16 protein-coding genes are annotated in these 17,884 nt (G+C 57.9%); 12 read left to right on the forward strand and 4 right to left on the reverse strand.

Going from position 1 to position 17,884, the window contains the following annotated elements; translation table 11 throughout:
* Positions 1-362: 362 nt before the first annotated feature.
* The 3 genes from ACVMDN_RS04345 (at position 363) to ACVMDN_RS04355 (ending at position 4,496) form a co-directional block, all read left to right on the forward strand.
* Positions 363-1,718, forward strand: coding sequence for an aspartate aminotransferase family protein (locus ACVMDN_RS04345; protein ID WP_456835567.1), 1,356 nt, complete (start codon positions 363-365; stop codon positions 1,716-1,718).
* Positions 1,719-2,253: 535 nt separating this feature from the next.
* Complete coding sequence (locus tag ACVMDN_RS04350; protein ID WP_456835566.1) at positions 2,254-3,546, forward strand: aminotransferase class I/II-fold pyridoxal phosphate-dependent enzyme; 1,293 nt, start codon at positions 2,254-2,256, stop codon at positions 3,544-3,546.
* A gap of 146 nt (positions 3,547-3,692) precedes the next feature.
* Positions 3,693-4,496, forward strand: coding sequence for an SDR family oxidoreductase (locus ACVMDN_RS04355; RefSeq protein WP_456835565.1), 804 nt, complete (start codon positions 3,693-3,695; stop codon positions 4,494-4,496).
* A 961-nt stretch (positions 4,497-5,457) separates the two neighbouring features.
* Here the strand turns inward: ACVMDN_RS04355 and ACVMDN_RS04360 are convergent.
* The gene (locus ACVMDN_RS04360; RefSeq protein WP_456835564.1) at positions 5,458-5,739 is read right to left on the reverse strand and encodes a helix-turn-helix domain-containing protein; all 282 of its coding nucleotides are present in this window, start codon (positions 5,737-5,739) and stop codon (positions 5,458-5,460) included.
* 636 nt (positions 5,740-6,375) lie between these two features.
* Here ACVMDN_RS04360 and ACVMDN_RS04365 point away from each other — a divergent pair.
* The 3 genes from ACVMDN_RS04365 (at position 6,376) to ACVMDN_RS04375 (ending at position 7,592) form a co-directional block, all read left to right on the forward strand.
* Entirely contained in the window at positions 6,376-6,636 is a 261-nt protein-coding gene (locus ACVMDN_RS04365) for a DNA -binding domain-containing protein (RefSeq protein WP_456835563.1), read from the forward strand.
* A gap of 175 nt (positions 6,637-6,811) precedes the next feature.
* Positions 6,812-7,006, forward strand: a complete 195-nt coding sequence (locus ACVMDN_RS04370) for a transcriptional regulator domain-containing protein (protein WP_456843609.1) — start codon at positions 6,812-6,814, stop codon at positions 7,004-7,006.
* A 49-nt stretch (positions 7,007-7,055) separates the two neighbouring features.
* Positions 7,056-7,592, forward strand: coding sequence for a DUF2285 domain-containing protein (locus tag ACVMDN_RS04375; protein ID WP_456835561.1), 537 nt, complete (start codon positions 7,056-7,058; stop codon positions 7,590-7,592).
* Positions 7,593-7,852: 260 nt separating this feature from the next.
* Here the strand turns inward: ACVMDN_RS04375 and ACVMDN_RS04380 are convergent, their stop codons facing one another.
* From ACVMDN_RS04380 to ACVMDN_RS04390, 3 genes are all read right to left on the reverse strand, one after another.
* Positions 7,853-8,788: a LysR family transcriptional regulator gene (locus ACVMDN_RS04380; RefSeq protein WP_456835560.1), complete on the reverse strand. Its 936-nt coding sequence runs from the start codon at positions 8,786-8,788 to the stop codon at positions 7,853-7,855.
* Positions 8,789-8,928: 140 nt separating this feature from the next.
* Positions 8,929-9,210, reverse strand: a complete 282-nt coding sequence (locus tag ACVMDN_RS04385; protein ID WP_456835559.1) for a helix-turn-helix domain-containing protein — start codon at positions 9,208-9,210, stop codon at positions 8,929-8,931.
* Positions 9,211-10,153: 943 nt separating this feature from the next.
* The gene (locus ACVMDN_RS04390; protein WP_456835558.1) at positions 10,154-11,026 is read right to left on the reverse strand and encodes an isocitrate lyase/phosphoenolpyruvate mutase family protein; all 873 of its coding nucleotides are present in this window, start codon (positions 11,024-11,026) and stop codon (positions 10,154-10,156) included.
* Positions 11,027-11,758: 732 nt separating this feature from the next.
* Between ACVMDN_RS04390 and ACVMDN_RS04395 the strand changes: the two genes are divergently transcribed.
* The 6 genes from ACVMDN_RS04395 to ACVMDN_RS04420 all read left to right on the forward strand — a co-directional run bounded on the left by ACVMDN_RS04395 (position 11,759) and on the right by ACVMDN_RS04420 (position 17,627).
* A complete protein-coding gene (locus ACVMDN_RS04395) occupies positions 11,759-11,881 on the forward strand; it encodes a hypothetical protein (RefSeq protein ID WP_456835557.1) in 123 nt (40 codons plus the stop codon).
* Positions 11,882-12,312: 431 nt separating this feature from the next.
* The gene (locus ACVMDN_RS04400) at positions 12,313-13,491 is read left to right on the forward strand and encodes an ABC transporter ATP-binding protein (RefSeq protein ID WP_456835556.1); all 1,179 of its coding nucleotides are present in this window, start codon (positions 12,313-12,315) and stop codon (positions 13,489-13,491) included.
* A gap of 95 nt (positions 13,492-13,586) precedes the next feature.
* Positions 13,587-14,450 carry a carbohydrate ABC transporter permease gene (locus ACVMDN_RS04405; protein WP_456835898.1) on the forward strand — a complete coding sequence of 288 codons (864 nt, stop codon included), beginning with the start codon at positions 13,587-13,589 and terminating at the stop codon, positions 14,448-14,450.
* Positions 14,447-15,298, forward strand: coding sequence for a carbohydrate ABC transporter permease (locus tag ACVMDN_RS04410; RefSeq protein WP_456835555.1), 852 nt, complete (start codon positions 14,447-14,449; stop codon positions 15,296-15,298). The genes ACVMDN_RS04405 and ACVMDN_RS04410 overlap by 4 nt, the downstream gene beginning before the upstream one ends.
* Positions 15,299-15,386: 88 nt before the next feature.
* Positions 15,387-16,277 carry a TauD/TfdA dioxygenase family protein gene (locus ACVMDN_RS04415; protein WP_456835554.1) on the forward strand — a complete coding sequence of 297 codons (891 nt, stop codon included), beginning with the start codon at positions 15,387-15,389 and terminating at the stop codon, positions 16,275-16,277.
* Positions 16,278-16,481: 204 nt separating this feature from the next.
* On the forward strand, positions 16,482-17,627 hold the full coding sequence (locus ACVMDN_RS04420) for a hypothetical protein (protein WP_456835553.1): 1,146 nt from the start codon (positions 16,482-16,484) through the stop codon (positions 17,625-17,627).
* Positions 17,628-17,884 lie beyond the last annotated feature (257 nt).

The raw sequence follows: 17,884 nt of genomic DNA on the forward strand, positions 1-17,884 counted from the left end.
TTCGCCGCTTTCCCAAACCGCGAAGCGGCCGAACCAGCTAGTGCGACCGGCGCGCATGAGGTGCATTCAGTAGTAGCGTCGCTACCTTCGCACTGACGGTACTTGAATTGCCGGGGCTTGTCGGGCGTTGGCTAGGCAAGATGAGTATCATTGGAGCTTGCAGGAGGAAGGTGATCCCGTTCATCTCTTATTCTGAGGTCCAGGTGAGCGCCGGAATACCTGGATCGTTTCGATCTCACTCCGGCGAAGCACCGGCGCTCCGGAACCCAACCCCGAATGGCAATGATCCGGAAGAGGAGCTCTGCGAGAAGTAGCGCTCGGCCAACTCACCAGGAACGGCAAAATACATCGATGAGGATACCGTGGACAAGTGGTTTGCAGGTTCGTCTATCGCGGTAAACGCGCGTGTGGGACAGAGGTCTGAGGACAGCTTTGCCCGCGCGCGGCTGGTTTTCCCTGATGGCACGTCGCGAGTGACGATCGAGCGGGATCCAGTGCCGATCTATATCGAGCGCGGATTGGGCAGCTATCTATTCGATGTCGATGGACGCCGATATCTGGATCTCAATTGTAACTTTACGACATTGATCCACGGTCATGCCTTCGCGCCGGTCGTAGAAGCGGTAGTTCGTCAACTCCAGCGCGGCACGTGCTTCGCCCATCCAACAAAGAGTGAAATCGAACTCGCTGAACTACTTGGTGCCCGGATTCCGCGGGTTGATCGTGTTCGCTTCGTCAATACGGGGAGTGAGGCCGTGCTGTTTGCGATCAAGGCTGCGCGGGCCTACACCGGACGTTCAAAAATCGCCAAGCTCGAGGGCGCCTATCACGGCGCCTACGACTGGGGTGAGGTGAGTGTAGCAGCCACGCCGGAAAATTGGGGCAAATCCTTCGAACCCACGTCTACGGCCTTTTATCGCGGGATGCCTACAAGTGTGCTGGATGAAGTGGTTGTACTCCGCTTCAACGATGTTGAAGGCGTACGCCAGTTGATATCGCGACATGCGCATAAGCTTGCCGCTATCGTTTTAGATCCGATGCCGAGCCGCGGTGGCTTAATTGCACCAAAGCCTGAATTTATTGCAGCGGTTCAGGAAGCTGCCAGTGACAATGGCATTCTGGTGATTGCTGATGAAGTTCTCAATCTCAGGCAGAGCTTCCATGGGGCTTCAGCCCGCTATGGCCTTGTTCCAGATCTCATCGTGATGGGTAAGATCATCGGGGGTGGGCTGCCGATTGGAGCAATCGGCGGTCGCGAGGACGTGATGAAAGTGTTTGACGCCTCAGCGGGCCGGCCATTACTCCCGCAAGGCGGCACATTCTCCGCCAATCCCTTGTCCATGACAGCGGGTCTTACCGCAATGCGGCATCTGGATTGTGCCGCGTTTGCACATCTTGAGATGATTGGAAACATGGTCCGGAACGGGATTAGTCACGCCATCTCAAATCGGGGCGCCCCGCTGTGCGTGACCGGAGCCGCGTCACTGTTCCGTATCCATCCGATGGCAGAAGTCCCGAACGACTATCGTGAGGCCTATCCCGCGCCCGCCGCAGCAATTCTGATGAAGCAGCTCACGCGCTTCTTTGCGGAAAACGGGATCATCCTGCCGCACGGCGCTGCGGCTTCGATCTCGACACCGATGACTAGTACCGACGCAGGCTTTATCGTTGATGTGTTCGCAGGCTTTCTCGACAGCCATCGAGCATCCTGGACATGACAGAGGTCTCCGCGGTCCCAACCTCGGCAGCCTGCGGAAGCTATTCCGTTGCACCGCAAATGTTTTAGGCCCTGCGATCGGTGTAATCGTTGAAGCAATGACAAGTGCTGCTATGACCACGGCAAGGGGGCATATGGAATTAGAACCCGACGACCCTATCGCGGTCTAGGAGGACTACTGGAAGAGTTGGAGACGTTGGTATGCACCAAAAGGCCACTTTACAGGTGAGGCTGGTCGAGAGCTGACCCGCAGATCTCCATCAAGTCGAACACCATGCCAGTCGGCAGTAAACGAGGCGCGCACCTACAGTACATCCTGCGAGGCAGCGCTCATGTGCAGCCTAATATAGTGTACCACCCCGTTTGATCTAGTAGCTGTCAAAGCGAAGGACCTGATGTTAGTTCGCTTGAGCTAATAAGAGCCGAGTAGGCTGTTCCTCAAGATATGTGGAGAATCTTCAACTCGAGCCGACTTCGTCAAGTCGAGTGGTGCACAAGTAGGATGTACGGGCTTGACAGATGGAATGGAGAACGGAATGGGACAGCAGAGCGCCGCCTCGGATCATGGTCGTCAGAGCGAGCACTTTCGGAACACCGCGTACGTCATCAACAAGAGCAGGTCATCTTTCGATGCAGCCCACAACGCTGGTCTCATGGCTGTTCATGGACGCTCCACGATTGGGCGCGCCTTTGCGTTAGGCGTCGGACCACTTAATGGTCGGCCGCAGGTCATTGATTTCGTGCGGTGTTCGTATTTAGGACTGGATAATCATCCTGCAATCGTGGCTGCCGCGATCGAGGCTATTCAGGCGCATGGGTCGTTGCATTGGTCATGTGCACGAACACGACTCAATTTCGATCTCCTGGCAGAGCTCGAAGCAACTCTGTCGGAGATGTTCTGTGCCCGGGTTCTCGCCTTTTCAACCGTTATGCTCGCCAATCTGGGGGCGATGCCCCTTCTTGCTTCGGGCCTTCTGACGGACGGGGCGAAACCGGTGGTCGTGTTCGATCGCATCGCGCATCTGTCGCTCGCATATCATAAGCCGGTAGTTGCCGATGAAACGCGAGTGGAAACGATCGCGCATAATGATATTGACGCTCTGGAGCGCTTGTGCCGTGAACAGAGAGTAGTTGCCTATGTATGCGACGGTGTCTATTCGATGGGAGGGAACGCGCCCGTCAGTGAGCTTCGTGAGCTCCAGGAGCGTTATGGGCTCTTTCTCTACATTGACGATGCTCACGGCATTTCGCTGTTTGGACGTCAAGGCGAAGGATTTGCGCGCACTCAGTTCCCTGAAGTCCTAGGTGACCGTACGATCATAGCAGCCTCTCTGGCCAAGGGCTTCGGCGCATCGGGCGGCATGTTGATGTTAGGAACGGCCGAGCAGGAAGCTCTGTTTCGGCGATACGCGATTCCTTATGCATTTTCCGTCGCGCCCAACTTGGCTGCGGTTGGCGCGGCGCTTGGATCTTGCAGGATTCATCGCTCGGCAGAGCTCGCCGAACGGCAAATACGGCTGGCACACCGTATCAAGGTGTTTGATCGTCGTGTAGAGACCCCTGAGCAAGGCAATGCGCTTCCGATCAGAATGGTTGCTATCGGATCGGAAGCGGAGGCAATTACACTCGCCCGAGAGCTCCTCGAAGCAGGATTTTATACCTCTGTGATCTTCTTTCCCACCGTTGCGCAAGGAAAGGCAGGCGTTCGGGTGTGTATTACGGCCGATCATGAGGTTGGTGACATAGAACGGCTGTGTGAGTGCATCTTGGAGAGGGTACCTAAGGCTATAATTGAGCTCGACAAAGCACCAACGCCCGTGGCGCGGTGAGGGTCATTGTTCGACCATGGAGCAGGACAGCCGCGCGCGAGGTATCATCTCTGATAGGCAAAGGAGATGACAGGTATTTGTTGGATACCTTGTCCGAATTCGAAAGCCCAACTCCGGCGCACTGAGCGGATCGGAGAACACTCTTCATGATCGCTGGAACTATGGCAATGGGAAGGTTGAGAACCGAAGGTGATCCGTGTGTCGCACTCGTGACCGGAGGAGCTCGCGGGATCGGACTTGAGATCGTACGCCGGTTCTTGGCGGATGGCTACCGAGTGGCCTTCGTGGCGACACGGGAAAATCACGTGCAGCGTGCGCTTGAGAGCCTTGGCGGCGGTTTCGACGATCGGCTCTGTGCGGCGGTGGTCGATGTCACTCAGCATAATGAGGTGAACCGATTTGTTGATCAGATTCGGAAACGTTGGGGTGAAATTACCGCTTTGGTAAATAATGCGGGTATCTCTCCAAAGCGTGCAGACCAGAACGTGCCCTGGCTCTCGCAAATGTCGACCCAGGAATGGGCACGAGTCATCGATGTCAATCTCAGTGGTCCATTCATTCTCATACGTCTCTTAGCGCTCACAATGATTGCAAACGGCTATGGACGCATCATCAACATCGGCTCTCTCGCGGGCCGTGCCGTGCCTTTAATTGCGGGTCCGCATTATGCTGCGTCGAAAGCGGGGCTGATCGGGTTAACCCGCGCTGCTGCACGGGATCTCGCTCCATACGGAGTTACAGTCAATTGTATTGCCCCGGGTCGGATTCTTAGTGACCTCACTGGACCAGCAGGAGCCGCGGTCAATCGCTCCGCCCTCAGCCGTATTCCACTCGGTCGGTTTGGAACGGCCGAAGAAGTAGCGCACCTCGCTGCCTTTTTGGCGTCGCCGATGGCGGGCTTTATTACTGGGGCGACCATCGATATCACGGGTGGCGAGTTCGGCGCCTAGTTGATCGGCGTCGCATTTGACGCGATGGTCTGCTTTATACGACAGCTTCTGTTGAGTCGTCAGCCAAGTAAAACCTTAGCGAAGGCGTACGGCCCATCCAATCCGCTAAGCGGCGCCCACCCTGGGAGAACATAACAAGGAGATCCTGGCAGACTTGCTCGGGATTGGCGAGGTCGAAATCGCAGGCCTCGCGAGCAAAGGCATCATCGGCGCGAGAATGCTTTCGGAAGTGGAGCTGAGACGAGGATGGTGCCCTCAAGAGCCTTCGACGTGATGGCCCCATGTTTAGGCGTGGAACGCTCGCGGCGAGTGTTGGAGTACCCCCAGAATTGACCTTGACCGTGCAGGCGTAGCAACACACGTCGACCCGTCGCGGGAGGCGACCATCAATCCACGTCGCTGTACGATGTTGGCTGCTTCCCTCCTGTATTGAGAGGAAGAAGCCCTGGCTGTAGGTACGCCTCGATCTATCTGCTCGCCAAGAAATGACCTGGAGATAGCTGATTCGCTCGATATCGGATTCGCGCGGATATCTGATGGTGGCCGGAACGCAGACGAGGCGGCAGAGGCCATGATCAGCGCGTTCGACCAATATGCATATGCGGCCGATGGATCCAACGTGGATCCGGCGATTGTTCCGAGCGGGCTGAAGGAGTTCACAGAGCTCGTTCCTGAATTGCGGCGGCGCGTCCGGAAGCCCCGGACAGACTCTTCGAGAAAACATAGGGCTCGAGCGGCCACTTAATCGGTTTTGCGCGAGCGGCGTAGGCGTCCATTTTGAAGAAGCTCGGCCTTACTCGGAGACAGGCCGCTCTCGGTGTCGTTTAAGCGAAACCGTGCTGGTGCGGCAACGGCCGCTGCATGAGGTCGGAGTCAGCCGCCGCACACTCAAAGGAAGCAGGTGGGCCGCTCCGGCTCGCCTGCTCCCGTCGTTAGCTACAAACATAGCTCTCTCGAACAATTACGTCCTGTTCCGACACGGGCGCGCCGGCTTGCGTCCTCTGGACATCGGCTTGGGAGGCATCGCTCCCTTGGCTGGCTCAGCGAAAAATTCCGACAAGTGAATATCCAAGGTCGCGGCGATACGGTCCAGGAGATCAATGGTCGGGTTTTCTTTCTGCTGCTCAATACGGCCCATATATGAGCGGTCGATCCCGGCATCATAGGCTAATTGCTCTTGCGGAATGCCGCGATCTACACGGATCCGGCGCACATTCCAGGCCACAAGCGCACGAGCGTTCATGCGCAAAGGCAGCCATTCCGACGATTATGAAACCACTGGTTATAGCCAGACTATTACGATAAGCTCGCATCCATGCAGTTGGCTGCCCTCGCCCAATTGCTTCGAGGAAGCAGGTTACGATGAGATGCAGACGTCGTAACGTTTGCCGCCTTCGAATGCCGTCGACCCATCACAAGCGTTCTCGCAACGCGATAGCCCTACTGGCGGGAGAGCACTAATGGCCGCTCAAAGGTACTGCGGCTTTTTCCGGGCGCCGCGTCCAAATAGGACAACCGTTCGGCTGGAGCTCAAAAAGGGAAACGAATTTTCTCTCGTTGGCTGCGCCCCGGCCGTGGCCTTTTGCCAGCGCGCGCGGATCACTAAGGGCCTCCACTCCCCTTCCGGCAGCAAGAACAGCCTAGTTACATGGCATCTGCGATCAGTTCCGTATGCACTGCGAGCAAATCCGTGCCGATGAAACAGGAAAATGCGCTGAATGGAGCGGCCACCAGGTCATCGTGAACCGATATGGATCCGAGTCTGGGCGCGAAAAAGGACTTGGCGCCGCGACGATTCGAGCGGTACCAAAATGCCCCCAATTTGGTTATCGTTACTCGGATTTCGATAGATTATTCAGCTTGGTAGGAGTTTCAGGCAGTGCCGGCCGGTCCGAAGATCGCAGATTTGGCGCCCAGCGCGGACGAGCTCACGTCATATGACAAGGAGCACGTTGTTACCTACATGCGACTTCTCGATGCCGACGCTGACAAGGCAGATTGGCTCGAAATCGCGCGCATTGTGCTTGGGCTTGACCCAACCCTTGAACCGGATCGTGCGCGACGCAGCTTCGAAAGTCATCTGGCTCGAGCCAAGTGGCTAGCGGCCCACGGCTATCGTGATCTGCTGCGTGGCGGTTGAGCAAAGGAATGAACACGGCGGATGTGATCGGCAGAATTCCTAGCAATCGCAAAACGTGATCTTGGCATCGATTAAGTGCATGCAACGCAGGTACGCGGTACGCACGCAACCGTAAAGCGCCACAATCATCGGCTGCAGTTCGCCGCGCCTGAAGATCATGCGGGGAAATGGTGCAATGCCGGATACTGACTGGAGATCTGAGGAAGCATACAGCGGCCTCAAAAAGGCAGAAGCTGCCGACCTGGCCTGGGAGTGGCTGCGCCGGGATCGCGATTACCAAGAGGCGTATAGGCGGCTATCTCGCCGCGAACGTTCAAAACCAGCGGCGGGCCAGTTCCGGCGGAAGTGGGGGCTCTCGTTTTCCAGCTGATCCGCAAAAGACGTTCGACAAGCAAGCAGTCTTCTGGGCACCCGAGGTAATGCCGACCGTACTGGCTGTGCGGGCGGCCAGCTGCGTGGCGCCCAAAAGCTACCAGCTCGATTTCGCCAATCTGCCGGGCAGCGAGCTTCGTCGCGCGCCGGATGGATGGCATGCTATCGTGCCGCTCGGGGGCACGAAGCATCGCCTTTGGCTGAGCAAGCTTCCGGCGAGCAGGTCTGCTGCCGTCCTCGATCTGCCGCTCGACGCGAATTTCGAGCTCCGCTTGCAGGCCGCACGTCGATTTTGGCTCGCGCTTGAGCATCGGCCGCTCGGAACGCCTCCTCTTGCCTTGCCGGCTTTGAAGCGGCGCCGGCTGATCCTCGCGCTGCGCGCACTGGATGGATGGCAGGAAGGAAACAGCTATCGCCAAATCGCGCAAGGCCTGTTTGGGCGTCATCATATTGCCGGGCGGGCCTGGAAAACAGACGATTTGCGCAGCCGAACCATCCGGCTTGTTAAGCTGGGGCGGCGCCTCATGCGACTTCGCTGCCGCGCATTGCTCCACAAGGGCAGAGGCAGGCATGACCGTTCATGAGCTCTCGGGCGATCATTGGCATCGCCTCCGTACGCGCAACCAATTCTTCTGCTGGCATGGCACGATCGGGATAGGATGAGGTCTTTGCGTTCAATCTCTGACTCCGTCCTTTGTCGTCGGATCGCTGCAACAGAGACGTTATCTTGGCCGGAAGAAAACACCGGCCGCTTTGCCCGGACTGTCTCTCAGGTTGAGTGCTCTCGACTTGAACGCCGGAAAGTGCATCGACCTCGCAGACTGATTGAGGCCCCGGGTAGGCGTCAAGCAGCCTGCGCAAGTGCCGCCTTCTTGCAAAGACGAGCCACCCACCGGCAAAAAGAACGAGCGATTTCGGGATGCTCGCTGCGATCCACCGCATAGGCCCGATACTGCATGCCGCTTGGAGCGCGCGAGCCGGGTATGATTTGCAAAGCACCCCTTCGCACTAGATCACTGACGATGATTTCTGGTGTGACAAGAAGGCATTTTCCTGTCATGACAGCTGGCAGAGCAAGATAGTTGTGATCGTACCGCGCGCCCGCTCGTATGTCGTTTGAGGACAGGTTCATGGCCCTCAGCCATGTCGGCAGGATGTCGGGACGAGATGTGATGTTCAGTATCGGCGTTGATCGAACGATCGAGAGCTCTCTGCCCGCGACAAGATTTGGCGGCCCCACGCATACCAGCTCCTCATTGTAGATCTCCCAGCTATCGGCAGGTTCGATGACGGAGAGGTCGCGTGTAATCAATATGTCGAAGTCATCCGAAGATGTCGGCGGCGACAGCGAGCTGACGACGTCCACGATAACGCCGCCCGCTTCAGCAGAGAACGCTTGCAGATTTGGAATCAGAATAGAGAAAGCAAAGGTCGATAGTGACGTGCGGACGACAATCCGATTGGTTCCCGCGCCCGCACGCCGGCGCATTCTCTTCGCCGTGAAGCCGACTGTCTCAAGCGGCTCGGAGACTGCGTTTGCAAATAGCCTCCCGAACTCGGTCAAATCACTGCGCCGCCCACGCCGCTCGATGAGGTCCGCACCGAGATACTCCCGTAGTACGGACAAATAGCGGCTGACCGAGCTCTGCGTTGTCCCCAAGGTGCTGGCGGCGCGCGTGACGCTGCCTTCGCGTGCGACTATTACAAAAGCGCGGATGGCATTCAGCGGAACTTCATCGTCTTGAGCCGCCATCGTCTGCTCCGGCGCCAGAATGAACATCCATCACAATATTCGATGTCCATAGCGGAATTGCCGCGTATCAATGCTCGGCTGCGCACAAAAGCCGCGCATTCTACGTTTACAGTTTGGTCTGGCGCCGCAGCAGATTTGCGTCAAGCTCACTGTCTGCGGGAAGGGTGCTAGGCCCTCTTGCGGCGTTGCGGTTTGGGCTTGCGACCCTTAGGTAGGGTATCCGGGGCCGGCGCGCCTTTGGATGGCCGAACAAATAGCTCGGACACAGCAACACCCAGCGTCTCGGCAAGGCGATCGAGAAGATCAATTGTCGGGTTCGCCTGTTGGCGCTCAAGACCGCTCATATAAGAGCGATCAATCCCGGCGTCGTAAGCCAATTGCTCCTGCGGAATACCGCGGTCGACGCGGATCCGGCGCACATTGTAGGCTACAAGCGCACGAGCTCTCATGCGCGAAGGCAGCCATTTAGATGGTCATCAAACCACTGGCTATAACCTAACTAAAAATTATCACCAAATTGGATGTTTTGATCGAATTATTCGATGCGTTGTCGTGCCCCGAATGGTGCTAGTCAGTGACATTCTAGCGTGAAAGAGTTCTGGTTTTAGGCGCAGGACTGGGGTGGGAGACGCGTTTTTTCCGGTACGATTGTGACGTGCATCGGCACACAAGCCGCGGATCTGCCAGCCAAAGCGGATCGAGTACGTGGAAGATTTTTGCTACACATATTACGTCTCCCAGGCACCGGCACCTGCTACAAACTGGCTGTTAACTGCGCACTGCCTTACTCGTGAACAGCAACAGTCGTTTCGACCGAACTCTAATGAAACGGTGAGGGCCCCGACAGGCCATGGCAATGCTGCATACCTCGCGCTCCCGGGATCATCTGAGATAGCGACACGACCCGATATCTGCTGGGCGGCACCCGCTGCTACGGGTGTAAACGCAGTTCACCCGCAGCAGATTTCGGCCAAGCTTGTGTCCTCTCGGCTCACGGTCGAATAGTTCGTGCTAAATGCAATTGAGCTCCGCGACCACAGCTCCACAGCTGGATTGCGAAGGGCACGTGGAGTGGTAGCGGCACGGACCTAATCGCGGATGCTGTAGGTCGCACCGGCACCTGTTCAAGGCTTCCGTGGCGGCGTATGACAGTCGGTAGTGCTGCTTGTATGGTGCCTACAATTGGACTGGGCGACCCTGTCGATCAGGAGCATCCCAAACCAAAACATGTCGGCGTGTATACCAAAACCGCGAGCCAAGGCGACTTCAACCGGAATATGTCGACCGTCTGTGCGACGGCAAGGGCCTCGAGCACCGATGATGAAGTGACCAAAGGTCTAGATTGCAGCTACAGCCGCCCAGGCGAGCTTAGAATTCGCTTCCCGTCTTGCATCAGCGCAGGAAGCGCGTTTCCGCTGCCTTAACCTCGTCCATTCTCTGAAGTCTGAAAATTTCCTCTACCGGTACAATATCCTTGTGGACGTTCTGGACACCGCCATCGGCGATGATCCGGCGAAAGGCTTCCTTCAAGCCTGTGCTCGCGGCCCGGATGCCGTGATTGCCATAGATCATCATCCGGATGTTGCCCAACTCCTTGACTCGGTTGGCATCCAGGCCGGGATAGGCGTTTGGTACAATGGCCAGCGGGACTGAACCCGCCCAGGCCCGGGAAAAGCTTTCGATCTCGCCGGGGTGCTTCTTCTTTGAATGGATCAGGATCACGTCGGCACCAGCCTTCACGTAGGCTTGCGCGCGGTCCAAGGCCTCAGCTTCGCCAAGACCAGCTATGAGCGCTTCGGTTCTGGCGATCACAAGAAAATTCGGATCTCGCCTTGTGGCGACAGCAGCCTCAATCTTGCCCTGGAATTCCTCAACCCGGACCAGTTCCTGCCGGCCGTCCGCAGCAAGGCTCGTAACCTTAGGGAACGTCTTGTCCTCGATGACAACGGCGCTGGCGCCGGCACGCTCATATTCGCCAACCGCGTGGATGACGTTGGTCGCATTGCCATAGCCAGTGTCGATGTCGGCCACGATCGGTATCGTGGTGCGTCCGGCGATTGCCCGCAGCATATCGAGATGCTGCGTCATCGAGATCAGGCTCATGTCCGCCAGGCCATAAAGGGCGGAAAGCTCGAAGCCGGAAGCCCACAGCCCATCGAAGCCGGCTTCCTCCGCGAGGATCGCTGAAAGTGGACTATGAGTTGCCATAATGTGAACAAGGCCGGTCTCGGCGATCCGGGCGCGTAGGCGTTTGGCAGGGGACATCTGAGATCTCTCAAGGCAGGAAGGCGTAAGCGGCTATGATTCGGTCGCAGGTACGGGTGAATTCCTCGAGCGAGGAGGCGTGGGAGATGCGGAATAAGGCGGAGCCATAACGCCGTGCCGGGCACCACGACAAACGCAAAGATCGAAGATACATGGCTAAACGACTGTCGCTCTCGAATACGCTGAGCGGTCCGACATGCCTTTTCCGAGCAATCCGACGCGGCAGGGAAAGCTGTAGCATGGGTGTGCACGAAAGTCCTTCCGCGTGGTTAGCTTAGCGACCGCGAGCTTCGGCCTTGCCGGAACGCGCGTGAATGATTCCGCAATCTGCATGTTGCACGATCGAACTCGGTTGGGAAAAGGTTCGGCTCTAGATGAGATTGACGGCCTTGAGCGGAACCGAACGGCCTGCGCCATATACAACGCGCCAAGCGGTCATCGCATCGATCGTCGAGCCGGCCTTGCACCGGTATCTTGCAAAGAGCGCTGAAGACGACCCGCTTCGCTGAGACTGCGATCTGGAATCGGTATCAAGCTGATTATCGCGACTGCTTGTCCTGTGGATCGCTCCGCGCAACTGCCCCATCCCGGCAAACGCAGTGCATCTCGCGGCTCGTGGCGTTTTTTGCGCAGATGCCGACTGCGAGTGACGTTTTTTGGATCGGGTTCTAGCGCACCGGCCGCGCATTCGCCAGCTCGGCGGTTCGCGCCATCCCGATCTTGGTTAGAGAGGTGGCGAATAAGTTTGATCAGCTCTGCGGCGAGAAACAATGGGAAAACCTGAACTTCGAGCATGCTCCGATGGTACTCGCCGGCACAGTCGCGAACAAGCGGGCGGCCGTGTTTATTGAATGAAATGATCGCAACTTGAGATGCCTTGCGTTGCTTCGCTGAAGATGACGGCGCCTCAAGCAGCCGCGCTTCATCATCGCAGCAGTATGTCCGCCGGTTTGTATGTTAGCGCCCTGCAGACGCGCGTGAGCTTTCGTATCCAGACCGATACAATCAGCGGGAATCGAAGTGCTTTCCGATTCACGGCGCAGCAATTGCGCGGTGCCCCCAAAAGCAAGCTGTGCCGAGACTTGCTTGCTCGGGCTCGGTTGCAAGGCGACGTCGAGGAGGGTGCTCAGGGCCTTTCACGCTGTCTCGCTCCGCAGTCCCGCCATCGCATATTGCAGAAGAGTCCATCAACTTATTCGATGTGTGTCATCGAGTTGTAGCACGACACGTCTTGAAGGGCAGCCTTAGCGCTAGCATGAATTATCATCCAGCGAGGACGTGAAGTGATGGCATCGGTTTCGATCGAATGCATCAGCAAAGACTACGGTCAGACCCCCATTCTGCGCGGAGTATCGCTGTCGATAGCCGACGGTGAGTTCCTGACGCTATTGGGACCATCGGGCTGCGGAAAATCGACGCTGCTCCGCATCCTAGCCGGACTGGAGGTGCAGGACGTCGGATCCGTCTCGATCGGCGGGCGCATAGTGGACGGAGTGCGGCCAAAGCAGCGGGATATCGCAATGGTGTTCCAGTCCTATGCACTGTATCCCCACATGAGCGTTGCGTCGAATATGGCGCTGCCGTTGCGGATGTGCCGGCTCTCTGCCTTGCAGAGGCTCCCTTTTCTCGGCCGTCTTCTGCCAAGAACGGCCCAGATCACCGCGGACATCGGCGTGGAAGTCTCCCGTACGGCCAACTCCCTCGGGATCGGCCACTTGTTGTCGCGCAAGCCGGGGCAGCTCTCGGGCGGCCAGCGCCAGCGTGTCGCTGTTGGCCGGGCGATGGTGCGCCATCCGGCTGTTTTCCTGATGGACGAGCCCCTATCCAACCTCGATGCCAAGCTACGCGTGCAGATGCGCGCCGAGATCAAGGAACTGCATCGACGGCTCGGTGTCACCTTCGTCTATGTTACGCATGACCAAGCCGAAGCGATGACCCTTTCGGACCGCGTGGCGGTGATGCTCGACGGTGAGGTGTTACAGGTTGCTCCGCCGCAAGCCATCTATTCCGATCCTGACAATCGCCGCGTTGCCGAATTCATCGGATCGCCCAAGATCAACCTGCTCGATGGCGTGGTGCGCGAACGAGGCCTAATCGACCTAGCTGGGGCGACGCTCGCGATCGACGCCGATGTCCTCGCAGGCACGCCGCTCTCGCTCGGCATTCGCCCTGAAGCTCTTTATCTCGCGGACCGCGCCGGGCAGGGCGTGCTGACAGGCTCCGTGCGAGTGGTCGAGCACATGGGATCAGATGTCTTCGTTCATCTCGATCTTGCGGGCATCGATCAGCCATTGATCGCTAGGCTACTGGCCGAGCGGGCGCCGCACATCACAGCAGGCCAGACGTTGCATGTTGGCGTGCGAGCGGACCGCATTCTTCTGTTTACACAAGATGGGCGGCGATTACGGCGGGAGGCAGATCCTGTTCGCGGATCCGTCACTCCGCTCCGCGGGGTCGCAGGATGAGCGAGCGCTTTGCTTTTTCAAACGCCCGTAACGGCTCCTTAACGAGGCGAGTGCCGTTGCTTGCAGTCTCAGCGGCTCGTCGACAAGCTCTTGTGATGGCACTCGCGGGATTGGGACTGGCCGGCCCGGCGGTCTTCTTTCTGCTGGTGCTGTTCTTGCTACCGGCGGTTGCTGTTATTTTCATCGCGCTCACCGACTGGCAGTTCGGCGCAGGCTCGTTTTCCTTCGTCGGCCTCGCCAACTACCGCGAGGTGTTCGCGGACGCCACCTTTAGAGCCTCGTTCGCCAACACGGCTGTCTATGTCCTGATCGTCGTGCCGGGGACGCTGCTTACCGGCCTTGTTACGGCACTTTTGATCGAAAGCGGAAAATCGTGCCGCTCCTTCTATCGTGCCATCCACTTCCTGCCATTTATGGCGACGATTACGACGATGGCCATCGTCTGGGAGGCGCTGCTGCATCCCACAATGGGCCTCGTGAACCAGATCTTCGTCGCCGTGGGCCTTCCGGCCGCCAACTGGTTGCGCAATGAAAATACCGTCCTTCCCATATTAGGCATAATCGGGATCTGGCAAAATCTCGGCTACGCGATGGTGTTGTTTCTCGCAGGTCTCAAAAGCATCCCGCAGGATCTCTACGATGCAGCCGATATCGACGGTGCCGACTTATGGATCGATCGGCTCCGCACCGTCACTCTGCCCTTGCTCGGCCCGGTCTCGGTGTTCGTTGTCATTGTCGTGGCACTGAGGGCGCTCGAATCATTCGATGCCGTGAAAGTACTGACGCAAGGCGGCCCCGAGCATGCCTCCGAAGTCCTGCTGTATACGCTCTACCGAGAGAGTTTTGAATATCTGCGCGCCGGATATGGCGCCGCCATTGCCGTTGTCTTTCTCGCCATCGTCGCGGCTCTCACCCTTATCAACACTCTCGTCATGGATAGGAAGGTGCACTACCAATGAGCGCGAGCACTTCCGTCGACCGCTTGTCGCCGCTGGCGAGCATCCTTCGTCATGTTGGGTTGCTCGCCACAGGAGCGCTGCTACTCGTTCCGTTCCTGTGGATGATCTCGCTCTCCATCAAGGCGCCGGGCGAGATATTCCACGCGCCCTTCTCCTTCTGGCCCGTGCAATTCTACGGCGTCGAGAACTATGGAAAAGCACTGACTGAAGCGCCGCTGCTCCGCTACATGTGTAACGGCCTCATGGTATGCGTTCTGATCCTGGCGCTACAAATCCTCCTCTGCGCTCCTTGCGCCTACGCGCTCGCAAAATTGCGATTTTTCGGTCGTGACCTGATTTTCGTCATAGTGCTTGCCGGCCTAATCCTGCCACACCAGGTGCTATCGCTGCCGTTGTTCATCCTCGCGTACAAGCTTGACATTCTCAACACTTATAGCGTGCTGATCCTGCCTTATGTCGTCTCCCCCTTCGGCATCTTCCTGTTCCGGCAGTTTTTCAAGACGATTCCGGATGATGTCGTGCACGCTGCCCGCCTAGATGGTCTGTCTGAACTCGCGATCGTCTGGAAGGTCATGGTGCCGATGGCGCTACCGGCTGTCATCGCCTTCTCAATCTTCTCGGTCGTCGGGCACTGGAACGACCTGTTCTGGCCACTGATCGCCGTGCGTGATCAAGCCTTGATGCCGCCGCCGCTCGGTATTCTGGCTTTCAAGAACGAGGAGGCGGGCAGCGACTACGGCCCTCTGATGGCCGCATCCACGCTTGTGGTGCTCCCGCTCACCATCGCTTTCCTTGTAGGCCAACGTTGGTTCGTCGAGGGACTGATCGGTGGGGCCGTCAAACAATAAGCAAACCTGCGAAATTCTCCTCTCGCCGTAGGCACAGGCATCGTCCCCGCCAGTGTCGAAATGGGTACAGATCTGAAAAGGAACTGCGATGTTCACAATAACGAAACTTTCTTCCGGGATCGGCGCGGATGTCACCAATATTGATCTGCGCAGATTGGCAGAATCAAATGACGCCGCGGTCGTCGCCGGGCTTTGCGAAGCGATTGAAACGCACCTCGTGCTTCGCTTTCGCGGGCAGCATCTGTCACCAGGCGAGTTCGTCAGGCTTGCGTCGGCCTTTGGCCATACCAAGACTCTAAAGCGCGCTGCAGGGTCAAGTGGCGCGCATTTGTCCGGCCACCCTGAAATCAAGGTCGTCTCGAACGTAGCGAATGATGATGGCCGCCCGGTCGGTGACGGTGGTTCCTCTGAGAATTACTGGCACACCGATGGCACCTATCTGCCACAACCGGTCAAGTTGACGTTCTTGTACGGACGGGAGGCGCCCAAAACAAACCCACCGAAGACCTTTTTCATGAATCTATCCGACGTCTATGATCGCCTGCCTCACTGCTTGGCATCCTATTTGGGCGGACTGAGTTGCGTCCATTATTCGCAGTATAACTTCGCCCCTGAATATGCCGAGCAAATTGCAGCGCTCCCCCAAGGGGCCGATCGCCGGCATATTGGGCCCAGCTTTCCGCTTGTGCGCCTGAACCCCAATAGTGGAAGACCGTCCTTATACCTCCCGCGCCAACGACAATGCCTGATCGAAGGCTTGACGATTGCGGAGAGTGAGAAGCTCTCTGACCTGCTATGGACGTACGTCGAGGCTTATAAGGACACATGGGGCGACGTGATAAGTGCCGATGATCTCTTAGTTTTCGACAATAGCTACACGCTTCATAGACGTGAGGCGTTCGGTTCTCGAGAACGGCGTGTGTTATGGCATATCTCGACTGAGGGCGATCCTCCGATTCCATATGCATTGGCGTCTTAATGTAGCCGCAACGGCTGAACGCCAATGTGAACTACGGTCAGCTTGGTAGCACGAACAGTTACGGCAGGGTGAAGGTGAGCGGTGCCGCCATGCGGTATCGACTCATCCGGGCCCGAGAAAACGCGCATGCTCTCGGTCCGAGCGCCCGGACAACTGGAGGCCGTTTGCCCGGCCCACAAGTCGCGCCGTCGTTGGAGAAATGGGATGGTTCGTTCTTCGCCAACGATTTCGGAGCCTGCCCCGAGATCGGCGGCCGCGTTGTTTTCGAACGAGCTGTTTATGCATGGCGATACGTTTCCTGCGATTGTGTTTTGGCGTCCGCCGGCCGGCACCAATCCGACTGTCGTTTTCTTACCTGGGGGTGGTCATCTCGCCCGGATCGCGTATGGCCACCCTGGTGCGAATCCTCGGGATTTCCTCGATTTTTGGCTGCGCGAGGTCGGATGGGGCCTCCTGGCAATCTCCTATCCAAGCGATCCCGCGTTTCCCCGGCTCTATCCCGAGATGACCGTGAGTAATTGGGGGGCATCGGTAACCGCGATCGCTCTGGGCCTTTTGGCCACATGTGCCCGGCCACGTCGGGTCGTGGTGGCCGGCTGGAGCATGGCAGGCCGCGTTGCGCGGCCGGTGTGTCGAGGGCTCGCTGAAGGCGGCGTGCCGCCGATTGGCTTTATCTCGCTCGCTGCAAGCGCTCCGTTTCCCGGCCTAGTGCCCATCTTCGGCAGGGGCGAGCCGGTGACGGAAGCGGGTCTGTGGGATCTCTCCGCCGATGAGCGAGGTCTGCCAACGCGTCACTCGAATTGGTGCGCCGAACTTACCGCCCAATCGGCCGACAACGACCGCGTGATCATCCCGGAAGATGTTTACGAACGCGACTACCGTGTGAATACTCCGCTCCTGCTACGCGGAGAGCCGCAATTTTTGCGATCGCGCGGAGCCTGCGTTTCACTCGCCGAAGTAGCGGACGAACTCGGCACTTTCGATTTTGGTTCTCATCCGCTGACAGGCGTAATAGCGCCGACGCGGCCTTCTGATGCGCGTCACGCGCTGACCGATTCGCTCACCTGGGGTTTCATGAACGCCCAACATGTCTTCGAGCGTTACGTTGGCGGGCGCCGCGACCTTTCCACTATCCATCCTCAGCTGTGGGAGCAGTTGCGCTTACTGATGTTAGAGTTGCCGCGCCGCCTCACGCGTAGTGTATCAGGCGGTCATTTCTTTTTCGTGGGTGAACGCGGCGCAGAAGCAACAGTGCGCCATCTAACAAACCTCGTCACAGAAATTGTATTGTTGCAGGCCGAAGTCTCCGCCATTCTAGGCAATCAGCCTGCATCAACCAGCGGAGCATGAGGCCTTCAGCCGCGCTCCCAAAGCCCGCATTCCCAGCCCATCCATGCATGACTGAGGATGCCAGCGTTCCTGATCAAGGAGGTGCGCCGGCAATGCACATTAGAAGGTCTCAGAGTCCGGTCACGATCGGCTAGCTACTGATACCGACGCCGAAATATGGTTGATTAGGCGCCAGGGCCGAGACGCCGGCCCCCCTCACGGGAACTCGGGCGTCGAGGTTACTAGGCGCCAAACGAATGACTGCGGTGATGCTGCTG

The sequence above is a fragment of the Bradyrhizobium sp. USDA 4510 genome, assembly GCF_054059095.1.

Coding starts and splice junctions, on each gene's coding strand:
- ACVMDN_RS04355 (WP_456835565.1), top strand. CDS start 3,693: ATGATCGCTGGAACTATGGCAATGGGAAGGTTGAGAACCGAAGGTGAT.
- ACVMDN_RS04410 (WP_456835555.1), top strand. CDS start 14,447: ATGAGCGCGAGCACTTCCGTCGACCGCTTGTCGCCGCTGGCGAGCATC.
- ACVMDN_RS04380 (WP_456835560.1), bottom strand. CDS start 8,788: ATGTTCATTCTGGCGCCGGAGCAGACGATGGCGGCTCAAGACGATGAA.
- ACVMDN_RS04385 (WP_456835559.1), bottom strand. CDS start 9,210: ATGAGAGCTCGTGCGCTTGTAGCCTACAATGTGCGCCGGATCCGCGTC.
- ACVMDN_RS04405 (WP_456835898.1), top strand. CDS start 13,587: ATGGCACTCGCGGGATTGGGACTGGCCGGCCCGGCGGTCTTCTTTCTG.
- ACVMDN_RS04420 (WP_456835553.1), top strand. CDS start 16,482: ATGGTTCGTTCTTCGCCAACGATTTCGGAGCCTGCCCCGAGATCGGCG.
- ACVMDN_RS04390 (WP_456835558.1), bottom strand. CDS start 11,026: ATGTCCCCTGCCAAACGCCTACGCGCCCGGATCGCCGAGACCGGCCTT.
- ACVMDN_RS04375 (WP_456835561.1), top strand. CDS start 7,056: ATGCCGACCGTACTGGCTGTGCGGGCGGCCAGCTGCGTGGCGCCCAAA.
- ACVMDN_RS04370 (WP_456843609.1), top strand. CDS start 6,812: ATGCCGGATACTGACTGGAGATCTGAGGAAGCATACAGCGGCCTCAAA.
- ACVMDN_RS04360 (WP_456835564.1), bottom strand. CDS start 5,739: ATGAACGCTCGTGCGCTTGTGGCCTGGAATGTGCGCCGGATCCGTGTA.
- ACVMDN_RS04350 (WP_456835566.1), top strand. CDS start 2,254: ATGGGACAGCAGAGCGCCGCCTCGGATCATGGTCGTCAGAGCGAGCAC.
- ACVMDN_RS04400 (WP_456835556.1), top strand. CDS start 12,313: ATGGCATCGGTTTCGATCGAATGCATCAGCAAAGACTACGGTCAGACC.
- ACVMDN_RS04415 (WP_456835554.1), top strand. CDS start 15,387: ATGTTCACAATAACGAAACTTTCTTCCGGGATCGGCGCGGATGTCACC.